The 22,509-nt window shown below is 72.6% G+C and carries 24 protein-coding genes and 2 pseudogenes; 12 read left to right on the top strand and 14 right to left on the bottom strand.

Annotated elements, in window-relative coordinates:
* Positions 1 to 267: 267 nt before the first annotated feature.
* Both ABEA82_RS34285 and ABEA82_RS34290 read right to left on the bottom strand, forming a co-directional pair.
* Positions 268 to 1,002, bottom strand: coding sequence for a DUF1775 domain-containing protein (locus ABEA82_RS34285; protein ID WP_345665641.1), 735 nt, complete (start codon positions 1,000 to 1,002; stop codon positions 268 to 270).
* A 162-nt stretch (positions 1,003 to 1,164) separates the two neighbouring features.
* On the bottom strand, positions 1,165 to 1,800 hold the full coding sequence (locus tag ABEA82_RS34290; protein ID WP_345665642.1) for a hypothetical protein: 636 nt from the start codon (positions 1,798 to 1,800) through the stop codon (positions 1,165 to 1,167).
* Here ABEA82_RS34290 and ABEA82_RS34295 point away from each other — a divergent pair.
* Positions 1,799 to 2,182, top strand: a complete 384-nt coding sequence (locus ABEA82_RS34295; protein ID WP_345665643.1) for a substrate-binding domain-containing protein — start codon at positions 1,799 to 1,801, stop codon at positions 2,180 to 2,182. The two genes, ABEA82_RS34290 and ABEA82_RS34295, sit on opposite strands and share 2 nt — an antisense overlap.
* Positions 2,183 to 2,246: 64 nt before the next feature.
* On the opposite strand, the gene ABEA82_RS34300 is transcribed toward ABEA82_RS34295, so the two are convergent.
* The 3 genes from ABEA82_RS34300 to ABEA82_RS34310 form a co-directional block, all read right to left on the bottom strand.
* On the bottom strand, positions 2,247 to 3,488 hold the full coding sequence (locus ABEA82_RS34300; RefSeq protein WP_345665644.1) for a glycosyltransferase: 1,242 nt from the start codon (positions 3,486 to 3,488) through the stop codon (positions 2,247 to 2,249).
* Positions 3,489 to 3,646: 158 nt separating this feature from the next.
* Positions 3,647 to 4,057: a cupin domain-containing protein gene (locus ABEA82_RS34305; RefSeq protein ID WP_345665645.1), complete on the bottom strand. Its 411-nt coding sequence runs from the start codon at positions 4,055 to 4,057 to the stop codon at positions 3,647 to 3,649.
* Positions 4,058 to 4,229: 172 nt separating this feature from the next.
* The gene (locus tag ABEA82_RS34310; RefSeq protein ID WP_345665646.1) at positions 4,230 to 4,667 is read right to left on the bottom strand and encodes a hypothetical protein; all 438 of its coding nucleotides are present in this window, start codon (positions 4,665 to 4,667) and stop codon (positions 4,230 to 4,232) included.
* 83 nt (positions 4,668 to 4,750) lie between these two features.
* Here ABEA82_RS34310 and ABEA82_RS34315 point away from each other — a divergent pair, with 83 nt between their 5' ends.
* The 3 genes from ABEA82_RS34315 to ABEA82_RS34325 all read left to right on the top strand — a co-directional run bounded on the left by ABEA82_RS34315 (position 4,751) and on the right by ABEA82_RS34325 (position 6,846).
* Positions 4,751 to 5,527 carry a helix-turn-helix transcriptional regulator gene (locus ABEA82_RS34315; RefSeq protein WP_345665742.1) on the top strand — a complete coding sequence of 259 codons (777 nt, stop codon included), beginning with the start codon at positions 4,751 to 4,753 and terminating at the stop codon, positions 5,525 to 5,527.
* Complete coding sequence (locus ABEA82_RS34320) at positions 5,520 to 5,774, top strand: EF-hand domain-containing protein (RefSeq protein WP_345665647.1); 255 nt, start codon at positions 5,520 to 5,522, stop codon at positions 5,772 to 5,774. The genes ABEA82_RS34315 and ABEA82_RS34320 overlap by 8 nt, the downstream gene beginning before the upstream one ends.
* 208 nt (positions 5,775 to 5,982) lie before the next feature.
* Positions 5,983 to 6,846 (top strand): LLM class flavin-dependent oxidoreductase, encoded by an 864-nt coding sequence (locus tag ABEA82_RS34325; protein WP_345665648.1) that lies wholly within the window; start codon positions 5,983 to 5,985, stop codon positions 6,844 to 6,846.
* A 132-nt stretch (positions 6,847 to 6,978) separates the two neighbouring features.
* Here the strand turns inward: ABEA82_RS34325 and ABEA82_RS34330 are convergent, their stop codons facing one another.
* The 6 genes and pseudogenes from ABEA82_RS34330 to ABEA82_RS34355 all read right to left on the bottom strand — a co-directional run bounded on the left by ABEA82_RS34330 (position 6,979) and on the right by ABEA82_RS34355 (position 11,805).
* Positions 6,979 to 7,983: a trypsin-like serine peptidase gene (locus ABEA82_RS34330; protein ID WP_425588584.1), complete on the bottom strand. Its 1,005-nt coding sequence runs from the start codon at positions 7,981 to 7,983 to the stop codon at positions 6,979 to 6,981.
* A gap of 222 nt (positions 7,984 to 8,205) precedes the next feature.
* Positions 8,206 to 8,685, bottom strand: a complete 480-nt coding sequence (locus ABEA82_RS34335) for an SRPBCC family protein (protein ID WP_345665649.1) — start codon at positions 8,683 to 8,685, stop codon at positions 8,206 to 8,208.
* 118 nt (positions 8,686 to 8,803) lie between these two features.
* Positions 8,804 to 8,935, bottom strand: a pseudogene (locus ABEA82_RS34340) (flavin reductase family protein); the annotation flags it as partial.
* A gap of 133 nt (positions 8,936 to 9,068) precedes the next feature.
* Positions 9,069 to 9,359, bottom strand: coding sequence for a zinc-ribbon domain-containing protein (locus tag ABEA82_RS34345; RefSeq protein ID WP_345665650.1), 291 nt, complete (start codon positions 9,357 to 9,359; stop codon positions 9,069 to 9,071).
* A 138-nt stretch (positions 9,360 to 9,497) separates the two neighbouring features.
* The gene (gene pgm / locus ABEA82_RS34350; RefSeq protein ID WP_345665651.1) at positions 9,498 to 11,138 is read right to left on the bottom strand and encodes a phosphoglucomutase (alpha-D-glucose-1,6-bisphosphate-dependent); all 1,641 of its coding nucleotides are present in this window, start codon (positions 11,136 to 11,138) and stop codon (positions 9,498 to 9,500) included.
* Between the two features lie 238 nt (positions 11,139 to 11,376).
* On the bottom strand, positions 11,377 to 11,805 hold the full coding sequence (locus ABEA82_RS34355; protein WP_345665652.1) for a hypothetical protein: 429 nt from the start codon (positions 11,803 to 11,805) through the stop codon (positions 11,377 to 11,379).
* 138 nt (positions 11,806 to 11,943) lie between these two features.
* On the opposite strand from ABEA82_RS34355, the gene ABEA82_RS34360 reads away from it, so the two are divergent.
* The 3 genes from ABEA82_RS34360 to ABEA82_RS34370 all read left to right on the top strand — a co-directional run bounded on the left by ABEA82_RS34360 (position 11,944) and on the right by ABEA82_RS34370 (position 13,553).
* Positions 11,944 to 12,090, top strand: coding sequence for a hypothetical protein (locus tag ABEA82_RS34360; protein ID WP_345665653.1), 147 nt, complete (start codon positions 11,944 to 11,946; stop codon positions 12,088 to 12,090).
* Positions 12,091 to 12,199: 109 nt separating this feature from the next.
* Positions 12,200 to 13,066: an SCO4651 family lipoprotein gene (locus tag ABEA82_RS34365; RefSeq protein WP_345665654.1), complete on the top strand. Its 867-nt coding sequence runs from the start codon at positions 12,200 to 12,202 to the stop codon at positions 13,064 to 13,066.
* A 160-nt stretch (positions 13,067 to 13,226) separates the two neighbouring features.
* Entirely contained in the window at positions 13,227 to 13,553 is a 327-nt protein-coding gene (locus ABEA82_RS34370) for an antibiotic biosynthesis monooxygenase family protein (RefSeq protein WP_345665655.1), read from the top strand.
* A gap of 77 nt (positions 13,554 to 13,630) precedes the next feature.
* Here ABEA82_RS34370 and ABEA82_RS34375 read toward each other — a convergent pair whose 3' ends face one another.
* Entirely contained in the window at positions 13,631 to 14,983 is a 1,353-nt protein-coding gene (locus ABEA82_RS34375; RefSeq protein ID WP_345665656.1) for a diacylglycerol/lipid kinase family protein, read from the bottom strand.
* A 382-nt stretch (positions 14,984 to 15,365) separates the two neighbouring features.
* Between ABEA82_RS34375 and ABEA82_RS34380 the strand changes: the two genes are divergently transcribed.
* The 3 genes from ABEA82_RS34380 (at position 15,366) to ABEA82_RS34390 (ending at position 17,868) form a co-directional block, all read left to right on the top strand.
* Positions 15,366 to 16,058 (top strand): hypothetical protein, encoded by a 693-nt coding sequence (locus tag ABEA82_RS34380; protein ID WP_345665657.1) that lies wholly within the window; start codon positions 15,366 to 15,368, stop codon positions 16,056 to 16,058.
* A gap of 207 nt (positions 16,059 to 16,265) precedes the next feature.
* Positions 16,266 to 16,667 carry a hypothetical protein gene (locus tag ABEA82_RS34385; RefSeq protein WP_345665658.1) on the top strand — a complete coding sequence of 134 codons (402 nt, stop codon included), beginning with the start codon at positions 16,266 to 16,268 and terminating at the stop codon, positions 16,665 to 16,667.
* 97 nt (positions 16,668 to 16,764) lie between these two features.
* A complete protein-coding gene (locus ABEA82_RS34390; RefSeq protein ID WP_345665744.1) occupies positions 16,765 to 17,868 on the top strand; it encodes a GNAT family N-acetyltransferase in 1,104 nt (367 codons plus the stop codon).
* 75 nt (positions 17,869 to 17,943) lie between these two features.
* On the opposite strand, the pseudogene ABEA82_RS34395 reads toward ABEA82_RS34390, so the two are convergent.
* Positions 17,944 to 18,177 (bottom strand): annotated as a pseudogene (locus ABEA82_RS34395) (DNA polymerase ligase N-terminal domain-containing protein); the annotation flags it as partial.
* Positions 18,178 to 18,447: 270 nt separating this feature from the next.
* Complete coding sequence (locus tag ABEA82_RS34400) at positions 18,448 to 19,032, bottom strand: AMIN-like domain-containing (lipo)protein (RefSeq protein ID WP_345665659.1); 585 nt, start codon at positions 19,030 to 19,032, stop codon at positions 18,448 to 18,450.
* A 148-nt stretch (positions 19,033 to 19,180) separates the two neighbouring features.
* On the opposite strand from ABEA82_RS34400, the gene ABEA82_RS34405 reads away from it, so the two are divergent.
* On the top strand, positions 19,181 to 21,733 hold the full coding sequence (locus ABEA82_RS34405; RefSeq protein ID WP_345665660.1) for a SpoIIE family protein phosphatase: 2,553 nt from the start codon (positions 19,181 to 19,183) through the stop codon (positions 21,731 to 21,733).
* Positions 21,734 to 21,814: 81 nt separating this feature from the next.
* A complete protein-coding gene (locus ABEA82_RS34410) occupies positions 21,815 to 22,507 on the top strand; it encodes an ANTAR domain-containing protein (protein ID WP_345665661.1) in 693 nt (230 codons plus the stop codon).
* Positions 22,508 to 22,509: the final 2 nt, after the last annotated feature.

Below are 22,509 nucleotides of genomic sequence, written 5' to 3' on the forward strand. Positions count from 1 at the left end.
GCATGAAGGGTGTGACCGGTGTGGGACCGGGCCCGCCCGGTCCGCCTGCTCAGTGGTGAGACGGGATCCGGGCGGGCGGCAGGACCAGCACGGAATCCGTTCCCCCCAAAGGCCGCCGGTCGGCGGCCAGTGGTCCGCAACACAAGCAGACGCGGACTGGCGCGTTCAAGACTCGGGAAGTGGTCCAGACGACTTCCGGTCCGGATTTGGCGATTTCGCAGCGCTCGGGGGTGGGGCACGTGTCAGTGCCCCACCGGATTGCCTGCGTCAGGCGGATCGGTTGCGGCGCTTCTTCAGCCACCAGGCGCCGGCGGCACCACCGAGGACGAGGACGGCAGGGCCGATGCCCAGCAGCACGGACGAGGACATGCCGTCGTCGTCCTTCGTGTCGTCAGCCACCGGCCGCGCGGACGACGCGGGGCCCGGCTCGTCCGAGGCGGTCCCCGTCGACGGAGCGGGAGTCGTCGGTTCCTCCTCCGGGGCGGGGCTCACGAACTCGGCGCCGGGAGCGGCGGCCTTCAGCTTCAGCCGGGGTGCGGGATGCCCGTGCCCGTGGCCGTCGCCCTCGGCTTCCTCCTCCAGCTGGATCCAGCGGTCGATCTTGCCGTCGCTGTAGCTCTGCAGGGTCTTGAAGACCAGCTCCTTCGCGTCGGGCAACTGCCGTACGGTCACGACGTACTCGGCGTCCTCGCCCACGGCGAGTTTCGGCCCGGACACCGTGTAGCCGCGTCCCGTGGGGGCGAACTTCCAGCCCTCGGGGCCCTTTTCGTAGGTGATGTCCTGCGGGGTGATGCCCTCGGGCAGGACCACCTCCAGCTTGCTGATGCCCGCCGAGGCGGACTCCGACTCCGCGGAGAAGGTCAGCGAGACGTTCTTGTCGAGGGCGCGGGCGCCCTCCGCCTCCACCTCGGCGTGGGCCGCGGCCGGACCCGCGGTGGCGACGGTGATGGCGCAGGCGAGCGCGCTGAGCGCGACGGCGGTGGTGCAGGTCTTCCTGGTCACGGTGTGTGCTCCAGCTCTCTGTCATGCATGGTCTGCGGGGGCGCCGGCCTGCCCGGCGACGAGCGGCACGGCGGAACCCGTGAAGGGGTGACGTGAGTACGGCCGGGCGTGCGTGTGCCACGGCCGATGCCCGGGGCGCGCCCCGGGGAAAGCCGGCTGTCGTCAGGCGACAGCTGTCCCCGTGGGCGGACCGCGCGAGGTGATCGCGTGACAGAGGAGAAGCCGCCGGGGCTTTCGAGCGGAGCGGTTCCGGGCACGGACGCGCGGCCGGTGCGGCGGTGCGGGCAGTCGCAGGAGCAGGCGCAGCGGCGCCACGAGCCATCCGGCGAGGGCCCTCAGGATGCGGAACGCGGCGCGCTCACCGTGCGCGAGCCACAGTCCGCACAGCAGCGCGGCCAGCAGGTGCGCGGCGAGCATGCCGGAGGAGGACACACCGCCCACGCCGTGATCCGGCGCATGGGCGGCTCCCGTGTGGTCCATCGGCCCCATGGGGTGGGCGATCCCCGGGCCGTGGCCGGTCGGGTGGCCCATGGCCGGAGGGGCCACCGACTGGACGAGTGAGAAGAACGCGTGGAGCAGGGCCTGGGTGGCGACCGCGACGGAGCCGACCAGGGCCGGACCGCGCTCCCGGCCGGCCAGCCGCCAGGCCGTGCCGCCGGTCGCTGTTGCCCCGACCGCCATCGCCCACCAAGGCACCGCGGTTGCCGACATCATGACGTGGCCCAGGGAGGCGAGCAGCACGCAGACCGCCGCGAAGACGGCGGCCCTGAGCGTGCGGGAACACCCCCCAGCGGTCATGGCGCCTCATCCTCGCAGTCCGGCTCCCACACGTCACGTGACGGTACGGAACCGCCCCCGGTGCCCGACTCAATCCACCCGCCGTGATCCACACCACAAAGAGGGAGGGCGCGGTAGTTCAGTCGCCCGGGGTGTCATGGACGTGCTGCGCGAGCGGGGCCACCGGGTGCCGGAGGACGTGGCGGTGATGGGCTTCGACAACTGGCGGGTCCTGACGTCGGCGTCCCGGCCGTCGCTGACCAGTGTCGACATGAATCTCGAACAGGTCGGGCGAGCAGCCGCGCACGCCTTGTTCACGGCGATCTCCGGCACGCGTCGTTCGGGCGTGCAGATGCTGCCCTGCCGGGTGGTGATCAGGGGGTCGACGGTGCCGCTGTCGTGAGCCCGGGCTCACGGGTCCTTTCCCTATGAGCCCCCGCCCCGGGCGCTCATAGGGAGAGGACCCCTCACGAGGCGAGTCGGTCGAGCGCGACCAGGACCGGTGCCACGCCGTCCTCCTCGGCCAGTCGGCCTGCCAGGGCCTGGGCGCGGTCGCGGTGGGCGGGGTCGCTCACGGCCCGGCGCAGGGCGGGTGCGAGTGCGTCGGCGGTGAGGCGGCGCAGGGGTACGGCGCAGGGTGCGGTGCCCAGCTGGACCAGGCGGGCCGCCCAGAAGCCGGCGTCGAACTGCACGGGCACCGGGACGGTGGGGACGCCCGCGCGCAGTACGGCGGCGGTGGTGCCGGCTCCGGCGTGGTGGACCACGGCGGCCATCCGGGGAAACAGCGGCGCGTGCGGCACGTCGCCGACCGTGATCACGTCGTCGTCGCGGGCGGCGAGACCGGCCCAGCCCTGCTGGATCACGCCCCGCAGTCCGGCCGCGCGCAGGGCGCGCACGATCTCGCGGCTGATGCGCTCGGGGTCCGGCACGGTGGCGCTGCCCAGGCCGACGAAGACCGGGGCGGGCCCGGCGGCGAGGAAGTCCTCGAGTTCCCCGGGCAGCGCGCGCGTGTCGTACGGCCACCAGTACCCGGCGATCTCCAGTCCGGGTCGCCAGTCGCCGGGGCGCGGCACCACCAGTTCGCTGAAGCCGTGCAGGACGGGCCAGCGCGCCCGCTCGTGGGTCCGGCGGCCGGCGGCCGCGCCGCGCAGGGCCATCCCGTGCCGGGTGCGCAGTCTGCGCACGGCCCGGGTGAAGACCCGGTCGACGGCGGTGACGACCGCCAGTCCGCCCAGGTGGTTGCCCACGATGCCGAGTGAGCGTCCGCCGAGCATGGGTGCCCCGAACTCGCGTGTCGGATGCTGGGGTTGGAGGAACAGGCCCAGGCTGGGCAGCTTCAGTCCGTCCGCGATGGCACGGCCCAGCGGTGCCACGGCACCGGCGGCCAGCACCACGTCCGCACCACGGGCCGCCCGGACCAGGGAGTCGGTCATCTCCTCGGCCGCCGACGTCGCCATGGCCACGGCGCGCAGCAGTTTGCCGAGCCCAGTGGTGCTGGCGTGCAGATCACGGCCGTGGTCGGAGTGCAGCACGGCGTACGGGTCGACCGGAGTCGCGTGGAAACGCACCCCCGAACCGGCGCTCAGCGGCTCGAACAGGCCGTGGGTGGCGAGCGTGACCTCGTGCCCGCTCCGCGCCAGCCCCGCCCCCAACCCGGTGTACGGCGCGACGTCGCCGCGCGACCCCGCCGTCATGATCACCACCCGCATGCGTCCCAGTGTGGACCGGCCGGAGGGGCGACACGCTGTGCACGGCGGCACGTGGACGAAAATCGCCGATGCAGGGGGGCGACGGGACCGGAACTGTTCACCGGCCAGCTCAGGTGCCCGGGCCGGTCCGGGGCTTCACGGGCGTGCGAGCGCCGCTGTCAGGTGCTGGTGTCGGTGCTGGGCCTGGACCCGATCCGCATGCCCGGGCGGCGGCGGTGGACGGTGACGTAGGACAAGCCGCCGTCGCCCGCGATCAGGCCGCGGGCACTGCCGTGCGGCAGCCAGACCAGACTGCCGGGAGCCAGGGGCTGTGGGTCCGCGTCCCCGGCCAGGGTGCCGTCCCCGGCGACGACGAGCAGGAGGACGTCGAGGTCGGGCTCGGTGTGCGTGTCGACACGCCCGCCGGGCGGGACGCGGACGAGGTTGGCGTCCAGTTGCCGTCCCGGCTCGGACAGGCGCCACAGCGCACCCTTCGCGGTCGAGTCGGTGGACACGATCGACTCGGTGTTGCCCAGAACCCGAGGTACGGGGGTACCGGCCGCGCCGGGGGGCGTCTCTGCTTCAGTCATCGATGCGTCACCTTGCCACACGCGCCCACCGCCGGGCCCGGCCGGGTGCGGTCTGCTGCGGCTCCTCGTTCCCATCGGGCTGTCACCGGCGAGGACCCGCCGCACCCGGGCGCCCACCTGCTCCGCGTGGCCGCCGGCACGGTCAAGGTCCTCGCTCTCCTCGCGCCGCCTGTCAGCGCGACAGCCGCTCGCCGCGGTAGCGCTGGGCCAGCCGGGCCAGGGCGACCGCGCCGAGCAGAAGGCCGAAGTCGCGCAGCGCGATGTCGTAGTAGTCGGGGATGGTCAGCAGGTTGACGATGATGCTGGCCAGCCATCCGGCCACCAGCCAGCCTCCGAAGCGCGGGGCGACGGCGACGACGAGGCCCGCGAGGATCTCGATGGCGCCGACGGCGTACATCGCCGCCTGGGCGCTGCCGGGAACGACGTCGTCGATCCACGGTGCGAGGTAGGTGGGCCAGTCCACGAGCAGGTTGGCGAACTTGTCCAGCCCGAACAGGATCGGCGCCACGGTGAAGCCGACACGCAGGATGGCGAACGCCTGGTAGCCGGGGTCGGTGAACACAGCCCTCCGGGAGACGGCGGGCTCCGTTGTGGTGGTTGCGGACGACATGACGCCTTCTTTCTATCGACAACTCTCACTATCGATAGAAGCGCGTGCGGCTTCTTTAGTCAATGGCCGTGGGTTTTACACTGGTGTTCGTGGACCACCCGGAAGAAGTACCCGACACGGCCGTCTCCGCGGTCGCCGCTCTGGACGAGCCGACCCGCAGGCGGCTGTACGACCACGTCGTGCGCCAGCCGGGGCCCGTGAGCCGCGACGATGCCGCCGCCGCCCTCGGGCTGGCACGTCAGACCGCGGCCTTCCATCTGGACCGGCTGGCGGACGAGTCACTCCTCGACGTCGTCTACGAGCGGCGCAGCGGCCGCACCGGCCCGGGAGCCGGCAGGCCGGCCAAGCTCTACAAGCGCTCCACCACGCAGGTCACCGTCAGCCTGCCCGAGCGCCACTACGAGCTGGCCGGACGCCTCCTCGCGCAGGCCGTGGAGGAGGCCGAGGCCACCGGCGAACCGGTGCGTGCCGTGTTGCATCGAAAGGCCCACGACCTCGGTGCACAGCTCGCCGGACAGGGCGGCACGACCGTGCTCGGCCTGCTGGAGCGGTACGGGTTCGAGCCCCGTTCGGACGGTGCCGCGATCGTGCTGGGCAACTGTCCCTTCCACACGCTCGCCCGCGAGCACACCGAGACCGTCTGCGGCATGAACCTCCACCTGCTGCGCGGCGCCCTCCAGGGTCTCGACGAGAGCGGACTCCAGGCCTGCCTGGCCCCGAGTCCCGGCTATTGCTGCGTTCGTCTGGAGCCGGCCTCCGCGCCCGCCCGGGGCAACCCGGACAGTGCGCAGGGCGTCTTTCCGGGCGGACGGGACGGATCCGCCGCCCGTCCACCAGGAGACGGGGACCAGCATGAGTGACAAGGCCCGCAGACTGTTCGAGGCACTGGACCTCGATCAGGACGGGATTCTCACCCGCGAAGAGGTGATCGTCGCCCTGCGGACGAAGGGACCGTCCCTGGCCGCCTCGGGCGTGGTGCCGTTCTGGGGTGTCCAGGACGCCGAAGCCTCCTCCGCGCTGTTCGACACCGCCGACCAGAACGGGGACATGGTCGTGACGCTCGAGGAGTTCGCGGCGGTGGTGGACCGCCGGTTCGGCTGGAGCTGACACCGGGCTCCGCGGCCCCCGCGGAAGCGGTGGGCGACGCCGCGGAAGCGTTCATGGCCGGTTTCACTCCCTGTGAGGGCGTCGGCAAACGATCGATGCACGCCCACCGCACAGTCGCGGGATTCCCTTCCGCGGTGATCAGTGCGTCACGCCGGTTCGTCGGGCACCGGGTGGGTAGGTGGTCTGCTCTCGACACCGGAGGTGGACGATGGACATCGGTATAGGCCTTCCCAACACGGTTCCGGGGACCGAGGGTTCGGTTCTCGTGGAGTGGGCCCGGCGGGCCGAGGAGACGGGGTTCAGCACGCTCGGCACGATCGGGCGGCTGGTGTACCCGGGCTACGAGGAGCTGGTCGCGCTGAGCGCGGCCGCGGCGGTCACCAGCCGGATCCGGCTGACGACGAGCGTGCTGCTGGGGCCGCTGTACACCAACCCCGCGCTGCTGGCGAAGCAGGCCGCCTCGGTCGACCGGCTGTCCGGAGGGCGGTTCGTACTCGGTGTGGGACTGGGCGGGCGTGACGACGACTTCGCCGCGAGCGGTCTGTCCACCGAGGGCAGGGGGCGTCGGCTGGAGGAACAGCTGACGGAGATGAAGCGCGTCTGGTCGGGCGAGGAGCGGGGGTTCGCCGGTGCCATCGGTCCGGCGCCCGTGCGTGAAGGCGGACCCGAGCTCCTCCTGGGCGGCTCGACCCCGGCCGGTTTCCGACGGGTGGCCCGGCTGGCCGACGGCTGGATCATGGGCGGTGGCACGCCGGAGATGTTCGCGGAGGCCTCGGCCGGCGTCGATGCCGCATGGAAGGAAGCGGGGCGCGCCGGCACGCCCCGCAAGCTCTCCCTCGCCTACTTCGCGCTCGGCCCGGACGCCCGGGCGCACGCGGACGGCTACCTCAAGCACTACTACGGCTTCCTCGGCGACGCCGCCGCGCAGATCGCCGCGAGTGCGGCGGTGAGCGCGGAGATGGTCACGTCGTACGTCGACTCGTTCGCCGCCGCCGGCTGTGACGAGCTCATCTTCGTTCCGACGGCGTCGGGGCTGGAGCAGGTGGGGCTGCTCGCCGAGGCGACCGGCTGAATCGCCGGCGCGCCCGGCCCGTTCAGCGGAACCGCCGGTCAGGCGCGACGTGTTCGCCGTCGGGCACTCCTGCGGAGCCGTGTCCTCCCCCGCGGTCCGGAGGAGAACCCGGCTCCCCGTCAGGCCGGTGGCTCAGGAAGACTGTGCGTTCTGGTACAGGTTCTGCGCGTCCGCGCCGAAGTACGGGCCGTACATGGCGTTGGGCAGGAAGTTGTACTTGAAGCTGTTCACCGAGGACTGCAGGCCCGTCCCGGTGGCCTCGTCGAACTGGGTGAACCACGGGCCCCCGCTGGCGCCGCCGGTCATGTCGCAGGTCAGTCCGTGGTCGCCGGACAGCAGGAAGTCCCGGAAGGTGGTTCCGCTGCAGTAGACGAACTTCTCGCCGTCGTACGGAGCGGCGGCGGGGAAGCCGAAGGAGTACATGGCCTTGTTGTAGCCGGTGTTGAAGGCCAGGCCCTGGCCGCCTACGACATCGGTCAGTTTCTTGCCGTCGAGCGGGGCGACCACGGCCGCGCCGATGTCGTAGTTGATGTCCTCACTGGCCGTCCACTGCGGTGTGGAGAGGGTCTTGGCCGCCGTCCAGGTGCCGTAGGGTCGCTGCCCGTCGTGGTAGCCGGGGACGAAGACCCAGTTGGTGTGCCAGGCCCCTTCCAGCTTCACGCAGTGGCCTGCGGTGAGCACGGTGCTCTTGTTGGCACTGCTGACGGCGTTGCCGGAGCACGACGCGGTGCGGCCCTGGTAGGTGAAGAACACGCGCCCCGCGGTGCCGGCCACCGCTCCGCCGCCGGACCAGGGGCCGCCGCCCTGGGGGAACGCCAGCGGGCCCACGGCGGAGGCGGGCGCGCTGGGCGCGACGACGGTCGCCTTGCCCCTGCGGGGCGCCGATGTCCGCACATCGGACCGGTCGACGGACAGGACGTCGAGCGGGGTGGCCTCGCGCATCCGCTGCGGGGTCCAGAAGGCGAGGGCGCGCTCCCGCGCCGAGGGGGCCACCGCTCCGGGGTCGGGCGCGGCGCTCGCCGGTGTGGCGGTGACGCCGGTCGCCAGCAGCGCGGCGACGCCGGCGAGTACGCCGAGAACGGAGCGGCGCACGCGGACGCCGCCGGACGGGCGGGGGCTACGGGGGCTGCCTATCACGCGGTCTCCTTCTGCTGTGGGGGCCGGGTGACGGTGTCCATCCACCCGGTCAGGCAGGGGTGTCACTGTGCGCAGTCAGGGGGCAGCGTGCCACCGGGAGACCGAATTGGACAGGTGCATGTCAGAAGGATGGCCGAAACGCCGCACACTCTCTTCGCCGGGCACGAGAAAACCCGGCCTCCACGGGGTGGAGGCCGGGTCCGGGAAGCCGGGGCCGGGGGGTCAGATGGTGGGGCCGGTGCTGCCGCCCGGCTGGATGCGCCCGCGCCAGGCGCCGGACTCGGCTCCGCGCTCCTCGATGTACTGCTTGAAGCGCTTCATGTCGCCCTTGACACGCCGGTCGATCGTTCCGAGCATGTCAGCGGCCTTCTCGGCGGCTCCGCTGGTCTCGACGTCCATCACGAGCTCCACCCGGGTGCGGGTGTCGTCCACACGCTCGAAGCGGACCGAGCCCTTCTGGTGGGTGTCCCCGCCCGTCGTGCGCCAGGTGACGCGCTCGTCGGGCAGCTGGTCGACGATCTCGGTGTCGAACTCGCGCCGCACCCCGCCGATCTTGGTGGTCCAGTGGTTGTGGCGGTCGTCCAGTTGCCTGACCTCCTCGACGCCCTCCATGAAGTTCGGGAACTCCTCGAACTGGGTCCACTGGTTGTAGGCGGTGTGCAGGGGGACGTCGACTTCCACGGTTTCCTTGACGGTGCTCATCCTCATGCCTCCGTTTTCCCTGATCGACTACGGGAGGCCCGTCGGCCCACACAGGTCCGGGCCCGTGGCGACGGGTACCCGGGATCTTCCGGTTGCCACACTCGTCCGGGCGGGCGGATCAGACGACGGGTACCGGGGCCCCGGCCGCCTCCGAGCGGAAACCGTGGCCGAGCTCGGGCGCGAGGCCGTGGTAGTGGCGGAAGTTGTAGATGAGCGGGCTCCAGACGGCCGGGGCGATGTGGTTAGCCCCGCTTCGCCTCCGGCACCGGGATCGCGCCGGTGAGCGGTGCGCGACGTTCCACGTGCGGGCGGGACGTTTCGGGCCGCGCCGAAGTCTGACCGGACCAGCAGGCGATCGGCAGGTCTGCCGACAGGGGGGTCGCTCAGAACCTGTGCTGCTGCTGCGGCTGCCCGTGCGGCCGGCCGCCGGGGCCGTCGCCCGCGCCCTGGGCCTGCAACTGCTCCGCCTGCTCCTTGGTGATCTTCTGTTCCGCCCCGCAGAAGGTGCACTGCGTCAGGTACTTCGTCGAGATCGGGAACAGCGGTACGAAGAAGAGCGTGAACTTCGTGACGCGCTTCCTGAGCGTGTGGGCGGCGGGGTTGCCGCACTGGCCGCACACCAGCGTCAGTATCGCCAGCTGGTACAGGTAACCCTTGGTGCCGAAGATGATCACGTGACGTCCTTCCCGGTCGGATCTTCACCCAGTGTCCTGTATCGCGGTGCACCAGGACGAGTCGGCACCCGCCGGGGATGCACCCGCCGGGGGCCCGGACCGCCCCGAGGCGGTCCGGGCCCCCGGCCGTGCCGGTGTTCAATCCGACAGGGCCGCCAGCACCACGGTCTTCGCCTCCTCCTGGACCCGGCCGAGGTGGTCGGGGCCGAGGAACGACTCGGCGTAGATCTTGTACACGTCCTCGGTGCCCGAGGGGCGGGCCGCGAACCAGGCGTTGTCCGTCGTCACCTTGATGCCGCCGATGGCCGCGCCGTTTCCGGGGGCCTCGGTGAGCACCGCGGTGACCGCGTCACCGGCCAGGGTGTCGGCGGTGACCTGTGCCGGGGAGAGCTTGGCGAGGAGGGCCTTCTCCTCACGGGTCGCCGGGGCGTCGATCCGGGCGTACGCCGGTGCGCCGAAGCGGTCGGTCAGACCGGCGTAGTGCTCCGACGGGGTCCTGCCGGTGACCGCCGTGATCTCGGAGGCGAGCAGCGCCAGGATGATGCCGTCCTTGTCGGTGGTCCACACGGAGCCGTCCCGGCGCAGGAAGGACGCCCCGGCCGACTCCTCCCCGCCGAAGCCGATGGTGCCTTCGACCAGCCCGTCCACGAACCACTTGAACCCGACCGGCACCTCGACCAGTTCGCGGCCGAGGTCGGCGGCGACCCGGTCGATCATGGCGGAGGACACCAGGGTCTTGCCGACGCCGGTCGTGGCAGGCCAGCTGTCCCGGTGGGCGTAGAGGTAGGAGATGGCGACGGCGAGATAGTGATTGGGGTTCATCAGGCCCGCGTCCGGGGTGACGATGCCGTGCCGGTCGGCGTCGGCGTCGTTGCCGGTGGAGATCTGGAACCGGTCGCGCTGCTCGATGAGCGAGGCCATCGCGTACGGCGACGAGCAGTCCATACGGATCTTGCCGTCCCAGTCCAGCGTCATGAACCGCCAGGTGGGATCGGTGTGCGGGTTGACCACGGTGAGGTCGAGGCCGTGCTGTTCGGCGATACGGCCCCAGTAGGCGACGGACGCCCCGCCCAGGGGGTCCGCGCCGATGCGCACTCCGGCCGAGCGGATCGCGTCCAGGTCGAGCACGCTCGGCAGGTCGGCGACGTAGGTGCCGAGGAAGTCGTAGCGGCCGGTGGTGGGGGCGGCGAGGGCCCGGGCGTAAGGGATGCGCCGTACGTCCTTCAGACCGCCCCGGATGATCTCGTTCGCCCGGTCCTGGATCCAGGACGTCGCGCCGGAGGCGGCCGGGCCCCCGCTGGGCGGGTTGTACTTGAACCCTCCGTCGGCCGGCGGGTTGTGGGACGGGGTGACCACGACGCCGTCCGCGAGCCCCGTGGTGCGGCCGCGGTTGTGGGTGAGGATGGCGTGCGAGACGGCCGGGGTCGGTGTGTAGCCGTCCGCCTCGTCGATCAGCACCGTCACCTCGTTGGCGGCGAACACCTCCAGCGCGGTGACCCGCGCGGGCTCCGACAGGGCATGGGTGTCGGCGCCGAGGAACAGCGGGCCGTCGACGCCCTGGTCGGCGCGGTACTCGCAGATGGCCTGGCTGGTTGCGGCGATGTGGTCGTCGTTGAACGCGCCGGCCAGTGACGAACCGCGATGTCCGGAGGTCCCGAACGTGACGCGCTGCCCCGGGTCGTCCAGGTCGGGGTGGAGCGCGTAGTACGCGGTGACCAGACGGGCGACATCGACGAGATCTTCGTGACCGGCCGGACTGCCCGCTCGCTCGTGCTGCATGGGCCCGCTCCTCCGCATGGGTTGATCCTTCGCTTGCGGTCTCATCCTTCCTCGTCAACGCCGTTCGGCGCGAGAGGGGCACCATGTCGGGGGCCGGATGTGCGCCAAGCCACGCGACGGGCGGGTGCCGACACCGGTGCCCACAAGGAGGCGGCGCCGCGTACCACCGAAACGTCCGGTGATGCGCAGCGCCGCCTGCCGGCCTTGCGGGCGTCGTGTCCGGCACCCTTCGCGGTGGTCAGATCCGCCCGCCGGTCATCCGGGTGAGGGGACCGTACGTGTGGCGTTCCGCCCGGCGACCCACCGCGTACGAGGCGGCGCTCAGGGCCGTCAGGCCGGCCCCGACGCCCGCGGCGACGAGCTTGCGGTGGGCGATGACCGTCCAGGCCGTTTTGGCCGTGGCCGCGACATGGCCCGAGGCCGTGACGACCGCCTGGCGGCCCGCCTCGACGCCCTTGGCCGCGGTCTGCACGGCCGCCGACGTCGCCTCGGCGGAGCGTTCGGCGCCGGACTTGACCGCTGACGCCGCGTCATCGGCCTTGGCCGACGCGCGCTTCGCCGCCTGGGACGTCGACGTGCTCGCCTTGTCCGCGGCGCCGCTGGCCTTGGACTGGGTCGCCTGTATGGTTGCCGGCTTCTGATTCGTGCGCTTGTTCTCTTCCGTCATGGACACCGACTTGCCTCTGACTCCGGCGGCAAACACATTCGGTCGCGCACCATCCGGCCGGTGCAGGGCTGAGCACCTCGCCCGAGGGGTAGGCGAACCCCAGGCAGGACGACGTCAGAACACGAGAGAAGGTGCGGCATGGCCGGCATTCTGAATCGCATCAAGCAGTTCGCCCGGAGCCCGCAGGGGCAGCGGGTCGTCGCGGAGGCGCGGCGGGCCGCCGCGGACCCGCGCAAGCGGGCCCAGGCGCAGCGCCTGCTGGGCAGGTTCCGCGGCCGCCACTGACCGGACAGCGCGCCCTGCGCATCCCCGGCTCCAACTCCGCGCGCGGCCAGGAGTGTTCATGCTCGGCATGGGCACTTGGGTCGCACCACACCGGAGAGGAGCTGGTTCGATGAACAGGGCGGGCAACGGCAGGAAGGTCTGTGCCTTAGGCGTCGCCGGGGTGCTGACGGGAACGGTACTGGCCGGCTGCGGCGACGACGACGGAAGCGGATCCTCACAGCGGGGCGGCACCCGGGAGCAGGGCACCCAGGCAGTGCGCTCGGCCTACGACAGGACGGCCGAGGAGGACACCGCCAAGGTGAAACTGCGGGTGCAGACCTCGGCCCAGGGCCGCTCGGAGACCGCGAACGGGCAGGGCGCCGTGGACCTGGAGGACGGCGACAGCGTCCTGACGCTCGCGGTGCAGGGGCAGCGGATCGAGCAGCGTGTGATCGATCAGGTGCTGTACCAGAAGATGCCGAAGGGGCAGGCCCCGGGCGGCAAGCCGTGGATCAAGATCGATCTGGGGAAGGTCGCCGCGGAGCGGGGTACGGGCGATCAGTCCCTGAGCGACCCGGCACGGTCCGCCGCCTACGCCAAGGCGATCACCGACAAGGACGTGACGAAGAAGGGCACGGCCACGATCGACGGCGTGCGGACCACGCGCTACCGCGTCTCCGTCGACGTCGCCGAACTGCCCGACGGCGACACCCTGAGGAAGCAGGTCGGCCCCACCCTGCCGATGGACGTGTGGCTCGACGACGAGGGCCGTATGCGCCGTCAGCAGATCGACATGGCCGTCAAGGCCGCGCCGGGGTCGACGCAGCGGTCCTCCACCGACGCCTCGACCTCCCCAGGGAAGGTCACGGTGCGCACCGTCATGGACCTCACCGACTTCGGCACCGAGGTCGAGGCGGACCCGCCGCCCGCCGGGCAGGTCACCGACATGACCGGTCAGGCCCTGGAGCAGGGCAGGAAGGGCGACGGGCGGAGCTGATCCCGGTTCCGTACGCCGCACGCCTGCCGGGGACGACGCGGCGGCGCCGCGGCCCGGCCCAGGTGTGAACGCCTTTGTTCGAACGCGTTCCAAGTCTCGGGGCAGGCCGCGCCGGGAGGCGCTTAACCGGGTCAGATGCGTCATCGGGCAAGATGGGCCCATGAGCGTAGTCAAGATCAACGTGCTGACCGTGCCCGCCGAGCAGCGGGAGGTTCTGGAGAAGCGGTTCGCCTCCCGCGCGCACACCGTGGAGAGCTCCGACGGCTTCGAGTGGTTCGAGCTGCTCCGCCCGGTCGAGGGCACCGACACCTATCTCGTCTACACCCGGTGGCGTGACGAGGAGTCGTTCAAGGCCTGGATGGAGGGGCCGATGAAGGCCGCGCACCAGGGCGGCGGCGAGGGCGGCGAACGGCCGAGGCCCGCCGCGAGCGACTCCACGCTGTGGTCCTTCGAGGTCGTGCAGCAGGCGGGGCCCAAGGGCGCCTAGCCTCGGCGGTGCACGCAAGAGAGGTCCCCCGCGCCCGAGCGGCACGGGGGACCTTCGCATGATGCCGGGCATTGCCCTCAGGTGCGCCAGGTGCGTGAGGGCGCTGCGGTACGGCCGACCGCGGCCGCCAGCTTGCGGAGCCGGCGCCAGTCCAGACGCGGCTGCGCCTCGGGGACGCCGGGACGGTCACGGGGCACCCGGACGCGCAGGGCCCGGCGTGCGATGCGGCAGTGGACGGGAGCGGGCAGGGTGAGCGCCTCGCCGTCCAGGCCGACCTCCAGGTTGGCTTCGTCGCCCTGGACGACGACGTGCTGGGCGGTGAGGACCGTGAGCCCCTCCGGGCGCGGGGACAGCAGGAGTTCGGCCGCTTCCACCGCGCTGTCCACGCGGAGGGCGAGCACCCCCAGCTTTCCGGAGTTGAGCCGCTCGCGCCGGCCGAAGCCGAACGGGTCGTCCATGCGGTACGGGTTGTTGCTCACCAGGATGGCCTGCGGATCGGTGACGGTGGTGCCGTCGGCGGTGGCCGTCAGACGCGGGCCGCTCTGCCGGGTGAGCAGTTCGGGCAGCCGCTCCAGCGCCGCACCCACCTTGTCCTCGCGATAGCCGGGGCTCTGGACGACGGCCCCGTACACGCCGAACGACGCGTTGTTGACGAACGGCCGGTCATCGGCGAACCCGAGGTCCACACGGAGTTCGACCCCGTCGGTGAGGGCGTCGAGACAGGTGGACGGGTCGTCGCGGTCGAGGCCCAGGTCCATGGCGAAGTGGTTGCGCGTACCGGCCGAGATGACGAGGAACGGAAGGCCGTGTTCCGCCGCGACGGCGGCCACCAGGGCCTGTGTGCCGTCGCCGCCCGCGACGCCCAGCAGGTCGGCCCCGTCGGCCACGGCGGCTCTGGCGAGCTCGGTGACGTCCTGATGCCGGTCCGGGTCGAGCAGGACGACATGGGCGCCCAGCGCCTCGGCCTTCTCCTTGAGGGAGAACTTCTCGACCTTGCCTCCGCCGGAGCGCGGGTTGAGCAGCAGGAAGGGGCGCTGCGGCGGCGGTGTGCGGTACTCCTTGGCCCGGACCGGCCGCAGGCCCGTGCTGCGCAGCGCGTAGCGGCCGCTCCAGACCGCGAGGCACCACAGCAGCAGGGACGCGAAGACGACCCACAGCAGACCGGCGGTCGCGAAGAGGGTGATGACGGCGACGGGGCTGGCGGCGGCCAGCGTCGCGGCCGCCACGCGTACCGGTCCCCGGCGGGACAGGACCCACCAGAGTGCGGCCGCGGTCAGGGCGAGGCCCGCGATGCCCGCCGCGAGCAGCAGCAGTCCTTTCAGACCGCCGGAGACGAGGGGCAGCAGAGCCGCCAGGGCGGCCGCTGCCAGGGCTCCCCTGGCCGCCCATCTCTGGCGGTGGTGATACCGCTCGCTCATCGCCGATGCCATCTCGTCCTCCGCTCGAAGACCGGTGCGGGCACCCCCTCGGAGACCGCGCCCGGCCATGCAACATGGTGCCCGCCGACGGAACGGCTCGGCCACCGCCGTACCCGACGGCTCCCCGCCTGCGGGGACGTCGGACGTGAAGATCCCCGGGGCGGAGCCACCGGTAGCGTACGCGGCTCTTCCCGCAGGGTTTCGCGGGCCGGGGCGCGACGGCGCGCGCCTGCATCGTCACCGGGCCCGGCACCTCTCGACTCCCCCGTGACCTGTTCGGTCTTCTCACGCAACCCGGCTACCCGCCTTACATCCACCGGCCGTACCTGTAGGCTGCCGTGCTGATCATCGGCCGACACGACCGACAGGCCGACATGACCGACAGGGGGGCTCCGTGCGGGCCACAAGTACCGTGACGACCGCGCTCGCATGCCTGCTGGCGGCCACCGCCCTGGCAGGGTGCGGCGCCGGCGGCGACAGCGAGGAGAAGTCCGCCGGCGCCCTCCTCGACGAGGCCAACGCGACGATGCGCAAGCTCGGCTCCGTCACCGTGGACATCACCAACCGCACGCCCCGCGGATCCGTCACCAGCCACCTCGTGACCGACCTCGGCAGCCGGTGCAGGTCCAAGACCACGTGGTCGGCGGGTGGCACCCTGGAGCAGATACGGCTGGGCGAGACCGACTACGTCCGGCCGGACCGGGCCTACCTGCAGAAGTGGAAGAAGTACCCGGGCGCCACCGGCGAGCAGCGACTGTGGGTGAAGACGCCGGTGGACCAGGCCGGTTCGGGCGTCGGTCTCACCTCGTGCGAACGGCCCTTCGACTCGTTCGGCACGGCGAAGAAGGGCGGCTCCGTCCGCGTCGGGGACACCGAGGCCCTCCGGCTGATCGTGACCGACAAGGCGGACAAGGAGGGGACGTACACCTTCTACGTGGCTGCCGAAGGCAAGCCGTACCTGCTCAAGACGGTCTACAAGAGCGCCGCGCAGCAGACCACCACCGCGTTCAGCGGCTTCGACGCACCGCTCGGCATCCAGGCGCCGAAGGCGGACAAGGTACTGAGCGTGCCCGGCGGCAGCCGCTGAACCGGCCCCGAGAGGGGCAGCGCTTTCCGTTGGAATTCGGCAGGAACCGGCCCAGCGGGGCGAATCGGCCCACGAGGGCTTGACGGGGGCGCGACGCGCTCGGCCTACTGGAAGGCGCGGCCGGCCGAGTCGGGGGGCCGGTCCGGTGCCGGCTCTCCCGGGCCACATCACTGCGCCGTCCCCGCCGAGACACTGGTCAGGGGTCCGATGGTGCGGCGAGGATGGGCAGCGGTGGTGGGCCTGGTGGCCTGCCTGCTGTTGTTGCCTCTCGTCGCCCCGGGGCCCGCGCCCGGCGGCCGTGCGGCGGAGAGCGCGGTGACCGCGGCCGTCGACCGGGACGTGGTGGAGACGCCCACGGCCTCAAGCGCCGCGAGTACCGGGGGCGACGCGGCCGGGGAGCCCTGTCCGTGCGGCAAGGAACCGTCGGTTCGGCGACCGGTGGCACGGACGCCACGGGCCGCGGGAGCGGCCGGGGCGAGCGTCGTGGCGACGGCCACGCCCGGCGTGGACCGGGGCGGCACGGACATCGGCGCGGCGAGAACGGGCGGGCGTTCGGGGGCGGTCGCGTCCGCCCCGAACGCCGTCGAACTGCAGACGTTCCGCTGCTGAGTGACGGCAGTACCGACAGGGGCCTGCGCCGTGCGGCCCGGGTACTGCCTGGTGCCGGTACGCCGTGATGTGCGGGCCTTCGTGTGTCCCCATGCCGATGACACAGGAGGCAGAGTTGCCTGGAAAGCGTGTTCTCGTTCTGCGGCCGGACGAACTCGGCCCGAGCGACCGGAAGATGTGGCGGGAGATCCGGACGGAGTCCCGGGCCCCGTCGAATCCCTTTCTCGACCCGGTGTTCACCACGGCCGTCGGTCAGGTCAGGCCGTCGGCGCGGGTGGCGGTGCTGCAGGACGACGGCACCCCGGTCGGGTTCTTCCCGTACGAAAGGGGGCCGTTGGGGCAGGGCCGGGCCATCGGGCTCGGTGTGTCCGACAGCCAGGGAGCCGTGTTACGTCCCGGGATCCGGCTCGACGCCCACGAGTTGCTGCGCGCCTGCGCGCTGTCGTCCTGGGAGTTCGACAACCTCGAAACCGGCCAGGGGGTGTTCCTGCCCCATGCGGTCGAGGAGCTCGCCTCCCCCGTCGTCGACCTCGGTGAGGGATTCGAGCGGTACACGGAGCGGCTGCGCGCGAGGTCGGCGAGCTTCCTCAGACAGACCAGGGCCAAGGAGCGCAAGCTGGCCCGGCAGGTCGGCGAGGTGCGGTTCGTGTACGACGCCCGGGACCCGGAGGCACTGCGGGCCTTGATGGAGTGGAAGTCGGCCCAGTACCGGCGGACCGGCCGGCGCGACCGCTTCGCGCAGGAGTGGATCGTCCGGCTGGTGGGGCTCCTCGGCGAGAGCGAGGAACCGGAGTGCCGAGGCGTGCTGTCCGTACTGTACGCCGCGGACCGGCCGGTGGCCGCGCACTTCGGGCTGTGCTCCCGCACGGTGCTGTCCTGGTGGTTCCCGGCGTACGACCGTGGCTACGCCAGGTACTCCCCCGGCCTCGTGCTGCAGTTGAGGATGCTGGAGGCCGCGGCCGCCGCCGGCGTGGAGACGGTCGATCTGGGGAGCGGCCCCGCCCGCTACAAGGAGTCGCTCAAGACCCGTGACGTGCCGGTGTACGAGGGCGTGGTGGTACGGCCGGTGCCGGGCGGGGCCGCTCACTGGCTGGGCCGGGAGCCGGCACGGGCCGCCCGTCGCTTCGTGCGTAACCGGCCGCTCCTGGCCCGCGCGGCGGCACGGACACTGGCGGAAGCGGGGCGGCTGCGCGACCGGTGAGGACGGGGCGGGCGGTGCCACACGGTTCGCCGCCCGAACCGGCCCTTGTCACTGGGGCGCGTCGCCCGGACCGGCCGGTGTCACACGCGCGTGTGGCCTCGGGTCCGCCGACGGGCCCTTGGGGATCGACCAGGATTTCAGCACGTCGTCCGCCTGCAACCGGAAGTCGAAGTGCGTCGTGCTCGCGTCGTGGATCTGCACGACGAACCGGGGCCGGTCCCCGGCGGGCGTTCCGGCTCCCCGGGGCTCGCCGGTCCGGTCGACGTCGCGTTTGCCGCGGTAGTCCCGCAGCCGGTCCCGCTCAGCCACCCGGCGTCACACGGGCGCGCCTCAGCAGCGCCGTCCGGCGTGACACACACGCCTCACCAGAACCACCCGGTGTCACACACAACGCACGCCGCCCGGGCCCCCCGACGTCACACCCACGGGCGCCGGCGTCACTCCCACGCGCGTCACCCGGACCGGCGTGTCACACGGGGGTGCCGCCCAGCCGGTGGGTGCCGGGCGGGCTGGCCACCCTCGCCGGCTGGGCGCCCTCACCGGCGGTGCGCCCGGCTCCTGGGAACCGGGCGCACCCGGTCACCTGGTGGCCGTCCAGCTGTGGGCGACGTCCACGATGACGCGTCCGTCGAGTTGCAGGACCCGGAACGGCAGCCGGGCGCGGACACCCAGCCCGATCTGGGTCTCGCCCTCGAAGCTGCCGGCGAAGCGGGTGTCCCGGAACGTGCGGTAGCCGGCGAGGTCCACGCCCGGCAGCGGGCGCCCCGCCCGCGCGGGGTACGTGGCGGCTCCGGTCTCCGGGTCGTAGGCGGGCGCGGCCACCCGCACCTCGAGGACGGCCCCGCCGGCCACGGGGATGTGCCGGCCCGAACCGTCCTGGTGGAGCTGGTCGACGTAGCGGACCGAGTAGCCGACGTCGCTGCCCGCGCCGGGCAGATCGATGACCATCCGGTCGAAGCAGTCGTGACGGCCGGTCCGGATGTCCCTCACCGGCGTGAGCGTGGCGCTGGTGTCGGTCTTGGCGACGCTCCCCCAGCCGGTCGGGCACACCGTGGCCGCCGCGGACCGGGCGGCGACCGGTGCGGCACCGGCCGGGACCGCCGCCACGCCCACCGTGGCGCCCACGAGCGCTAGAGTCGCGCATGCCGTTCTGATTCGTACCATTATCGCCCCCGAGGCTCGTATGTTGCTGGTATGGGGTGAGACGGTCGGGTGGACCGAAAGGTTGCGCTGACCGCGCCGGACCGCCGTCCATGGCACATCCTGGTGGGGAGCGATGGAGTCCGGTGCGTCCGTACCGGGAGGACGCGAGATGGATGAGGCAACCGCCGTACCGGACGGGCCGCGGTCACCCGGTGGCCGGAGCCTGCGCGGTGGTGAGGGCCGGTTCCGGACCGGGGACACCGGCCGGTTCGAGGACGCCCTGTCCGCTCCGCTGATCGAGGCCGTCCGGGACCTGGGCGGATACGGCGGACTGGTCTACCTGCGCTCCCGTGACCTCCGCTCGCTCGTTCTCGCGATGGTGACCGGAGTACCGCGGTCGCTGCTCCGGGCCTGGTGGCGGGTGCCGATCAGCGGTGCCCTGCCCATGGCGGAGGCGTACCGGCGCGACGAGACCCTGTGGCTGACGGACGAGCGCGCCACCATGGTGCGCTTCCCGCACTTCACCGCCGGGCTGCCGTACTCCTTCGGCTCGGCGCACCAGCCCGTCCGGTCCGGTGGTGAACCCGTGGGCGTCCTGGTCGTGCTGCGCTCGGCCGCCCGGACGCCGATGGAGGCGGAGGCCGTCGATCTCGCGCTGCGCCCCGCCGAACGGCACATGGAAGAGCGCCTCGGCCGCCTCGCCGCCGGCCGGACCGGGCCGGGCAGCGCCGCGTACCGGATCGAGTACGACGACGAACCGGTCAGCGTGCGGCTGCCCACGCCGTCGGTCCACCCCGTCCGGGTCGGGCTCATCGACTGGGACCTGGACAGCGACCGGTGCACGGCGGACGACGAGGCCCTCGCCCTCCTGGGCATCGACCGGGTGGGCTTCGGCGGCCGGATGGCGGACATCGAGGCCCGCGTCAGCCCCGACGACCTGCACGAGCTGCGGGCCGCCCGGCACGACGCGGCCACCCGGGGCCGGGTCAGGTCCCGGCGCTTCCGGGTGCGGGACGAGTCCGCCCACGGCCGGGAGAGCGGCTACCGGCCCGTAGAGCTGTGGGGCCATCTCTCGGACGGCGGAGCCGGGTCCGCCCGCGTCCTGGTGGGGGCGCTCGTCGACGCGGTCGGCGGACTCACCGCGGCCGAGGCCGCCGAGCGGCTGCCCGACGGGCTGTTCTCCCTGGACCAGGACGGCCGCCTGACGTACGCCAACCGCCGCTGCGAGGAACTGCTGGGCTCCGGCCGGGAGGAGCTGCTGGGCCGCTATCCGTGGGAGGTGATCACCTGGCTGCGGGATCCGGCGTACGAGGACCGTTACCGCGCGGCGATGCTGTCGCAGGAGCAGGTGTCGTTCCTCGTGCGGCATCCCGCCGGGAACTGGCTGAGCTTCGTGCTCTACCCGGATGTGCACGGACTGACCGGCCGGGTCCATCCGACCGTCCCGCCCTACGGGGCCGACGCGGGCGGGCCGGGGCCGGGTGGCGCGGCCACGGTGCGGCCGCCCAAACCGGTCGCCACGGCCCGGGCCGGGGCGCTCTACCACGTGGTGCAGATGGCGAGCGTGCTGACCGAGGCGGTCACCGTGCGCGACGTGTGCCTGGCCGTGTCCGAGCAGCTGCTGCCGGCGTTCGGGGCGACGGAGCTCGCCCTGTACACGGTCCGCGAGGGCCGGATGTTCCTGCTGTGGGAGTCGGGCTACCCGGAGGGGTTCCTCACCCAGTTCGAGGGTGTCACCCTCGACACGCAGTTGCCCGGCGTCCACGCCCTGACCACGCGGCTGCCCCTCTTCTTCGAGTCGCCCGAGGACCTCTCGATCGCCTACCCGGGCATGGCCCTGGACCGTATGAGTGCCTGGTCGTTCCTGCCGCTGATCGCCTCCGGCCACCCCATCGGCTCGTGCATCCTGGGCTGGGACGTCCCGCACCGCTTCACCGCCGACGAGCGCTCCGCCCTCACCGCGCTGAGCGGGCTGGCCGCGCAGGCCATGGAGCGGGCGCGGCTCTACGACTCGGAGTCCGCCGTCGCCCGCGGCCTCCAGGAGGGACTGCTGCCGCACCGGCTGCCCGCGGTCGAGGGGCTGCGCACCACCGGTCGCTATCTGCCGGGCACACGGGGGATGGCCATCGGCGGCGACTGGTACGACGTGATCACCACGGGGCGTGGGGTGGCGCTGGTGATCGGGGACGTCGAGGGACACAGTGTCGGCGCCGCCGCGGTGATGGGGCAGTTGCGCAGTGCCGTGCACGCCTTCGCCGCGAGCGAGAGCCCGCCGCAGGAGGTCATCACGCGCACCAACCGGCTGCTGGCCGAGCTGGAGGCGGACGCCTTCGCCACCTGCTGCTACATCGAACTCGACCCGCGTACGGGGCATGCCCTCGCCGTGCGGGCCGGGCATCCCCCGCCGCTGCTGCGCCGTCCCGACGGGCACGCCGAGACGCTGGACCTCGCGGGCGGGGTCATGCTGGGAGTGCAGCCGGACGCGGTGTACCCCGTCACCGCGCTCACCCTGGATCCCGGCAGCGTGCTCGCCCTGTACACCGACGGGCTCGTGGAGCAGCCCGGCAGCGACATCGAGACGGGCATCGAGGAGATCCGCCGGCGCCTGGCCGACACCTCGGCCGACTCGGTGGAGCATCTCGCCGACCGGCTGGTGCGGACGGCGCAGCGGGCGAGGGAGCGGCCGGACGACGTGGCGCTGCTGCTGACGGCGTATCGCTGAGGGGCGGGCCGCTGCCGCCGTGGGCGATCGACCGGCGGAAGGGTACGGTGGTCGGGACGGGCGAGCGAGGCGGTGGTGACGGTGGACTGGCAGCGGTACGCCGAGCAAATGGCGCTGCTCGCCCGGGACCTGCTGGCGCAGGACTCCGTGCAGGCGACGCTGGACGAGATCGCGGCCTCGGCGGTGAAACTGGTCGAGGGCTGTGACGCGGCGGGGGTCCTGACGGTGTCCAAGGGCCGTGCCGTGACGCTGTCCGTGTGCGGCGACATGGTCGAGGAGTCCGACCGGTTGCAGGGCGCGCTGGGCGAGGGGCCGTGCTTCGACGCCGCACGCCGGGTGGACGGCGAGCGGCTGTTCCGCATCGCCGACATGACCGAGCCGCAGCCGTCCTGGCCGCGGTTCTCCCAGGCGGCCCGCGACCTCGGGATCGGCAGCATGACCGGCGTGCTGCTGTACACCGCCGAGGAGGACTTCGGCGCGCTGAACCTCTACTCGCGCCGTGCCGGGGCCTTCGGCAAGGACATCGAGGCGGCGGGCTGGCTGCTCGCCTCCCATGCCGCCGTCGCGCTGGCCACCGCCCGCACCGTCGACCAGCTGGAGCACGCCCTGGAGACCCGGCACGCCGTCGGCGAGGCCATGGGGATCCTCATGGAACGTCACCGGCTGGGCGAGGACGAGGCCTTCGACGTGCTGCGGCGGATCTCCCAGCACCACAACATCAAGCTGCGCGACGTGGCGCGGCACGTCCGCCCCGACCCCCCCGAACAGGCCTGACG

Origin of the sequence: Streptomyces venetus, assembly GCF_039540295.1 — a bacterium.
Lineage (GTDB): Bacteria > Actinomycetota > Actinomycetes > Streptomycetales > Streptomycetaceae > Streptomyces > Streptomyces venetus.

Bases quoted from the DNA above. Each gene is read 5' to 3' on its own strand.
- ABEA82_RS34295 (WP_345665643.1), top strand. From the start codon at position 1,799: ATGGCGCCTCATCCTCGCAGTCCGGCTCCCACACGTCACGTGACGGTA.
- ABEA82_RS34290 (WP_345665642.1), bottom strand. From the start codon at position 1,800: ATGACCGCTGGGGGGTGTTCCCGCACGCTCAGGGCCGCCGTCTTCGCG.
- ABEA82_RS34300 (WP_345665644.1), bottom strand. From the start codon at position 3,488: ATGCGGGTGGTGATCATGACGGCGGGGTCGCGCGGCGACGTCGCGCCG.
- ABEA82_RS34305 (WP_345665645.1), bottom strand. From the start codon at position 4,057: ATGACTGAAGCAGAGACGCCCCCCGGCGCGGCCGGTACCCCCGTACCT.
- ABEA82_RS34310 (WP_345665646.1), bottom strand. From the start codon at position 4,667: ATGTCGTCCGCAACCACCACAACGGAGCCCGCCGTCTCCCGGAGGGCT.
- ABEA82_RS34320 (WP_345665647.1), top strand. From the start codon at position 5,520: ATGAGTGACAAGGCCCGCAGACTGTTCGAGGCACTGGACCTCGATCAG.
- ABEA82_RS34325 (WP_345665648.1), top strand. From the start codon at position 5,983: ATGGACATCGGTATAGGCCTTCCCAACACGGTTCCGGGGACCGAGGGT.
- ABEA82_RS34335 (WP_345665649.1), bottom strand. From the start codon at position 8,685: ATGAGCACCGTCAAGGAAACCGTGGAAGTCGACGTCCCCCTGCACACC.
- pgm (WP_345665651.1), bottom strand. From the start codon at position 11,138: ATGCAGCACGAGCGAGCGGGCAGTCCGGCCGGTCACGAAGATCTCGTC.
- ABEA82_RS34355 (WP_345665652.1), bottom strand. From the start codon at position 11,805: ATGACGGAAGAGAACAAGCGCACGAATCAGAAGCCGGCAACCATACAG.
- ABEA82_RS34360 (WP_345665653.1), top strand. From the start codon at position 11,944: ATGGCCGGCATTCTGAATCGCATCAAGCAGTTCGCCCGGAGCCCGCAG.
- ABEA82_RS34365 (WP_345665654.1), top strand. From the start codon at position 12,200: ATGAACAGGGCGGGCAACGGCAGGAAGGTCTGTGCCTTAGGCGTCGCC.
- ABEA82_RS34370 (WP_345665655.1), top strand. From the start codon at position 13,227: ATGAGCGTAGTCAAGATCAACGTGCTGACCGTGCCCGCCGAGCAGCGG.
- ABEA82_RS34375 (WP_345665656.1), bottom strand. From the start codon at position 14,983: ATGGCATCGGCGATGAGCGAGCGGTATCACCACCGCCAGAGATGGGCG.
- ABEA82_RS34385 (WP_345665658.1), top strand. From the start codon at position 16,266: ATGGTGCGGCGAGGATGGGCAGCGGTGGTGGGCCTGGTGGCCTGCCTG.
- ABEA82_RS34390 (WP_345665744.1), top strand. From the start codon at position 16,765: ATGACACAGGAGGCAGAGTTGCCTGGAAAGCGTGTTCTCGTTCTGCGG.
- ABEA82_RS34400 (WP_345665659.1), bottom strand. From the start codon at position 19,032: ATGGTACGAATCAGAACGGCATGCGCGACTCTAGCGCTCGTGGGCGCC.
- ABEA82_RS34405 (WP_345665660.1), top strand. From the start codon at position 19,181: ATGGATGAGGCAACCGCCGTACCGGACGGGCCGCGGTCACCCGGTGGC.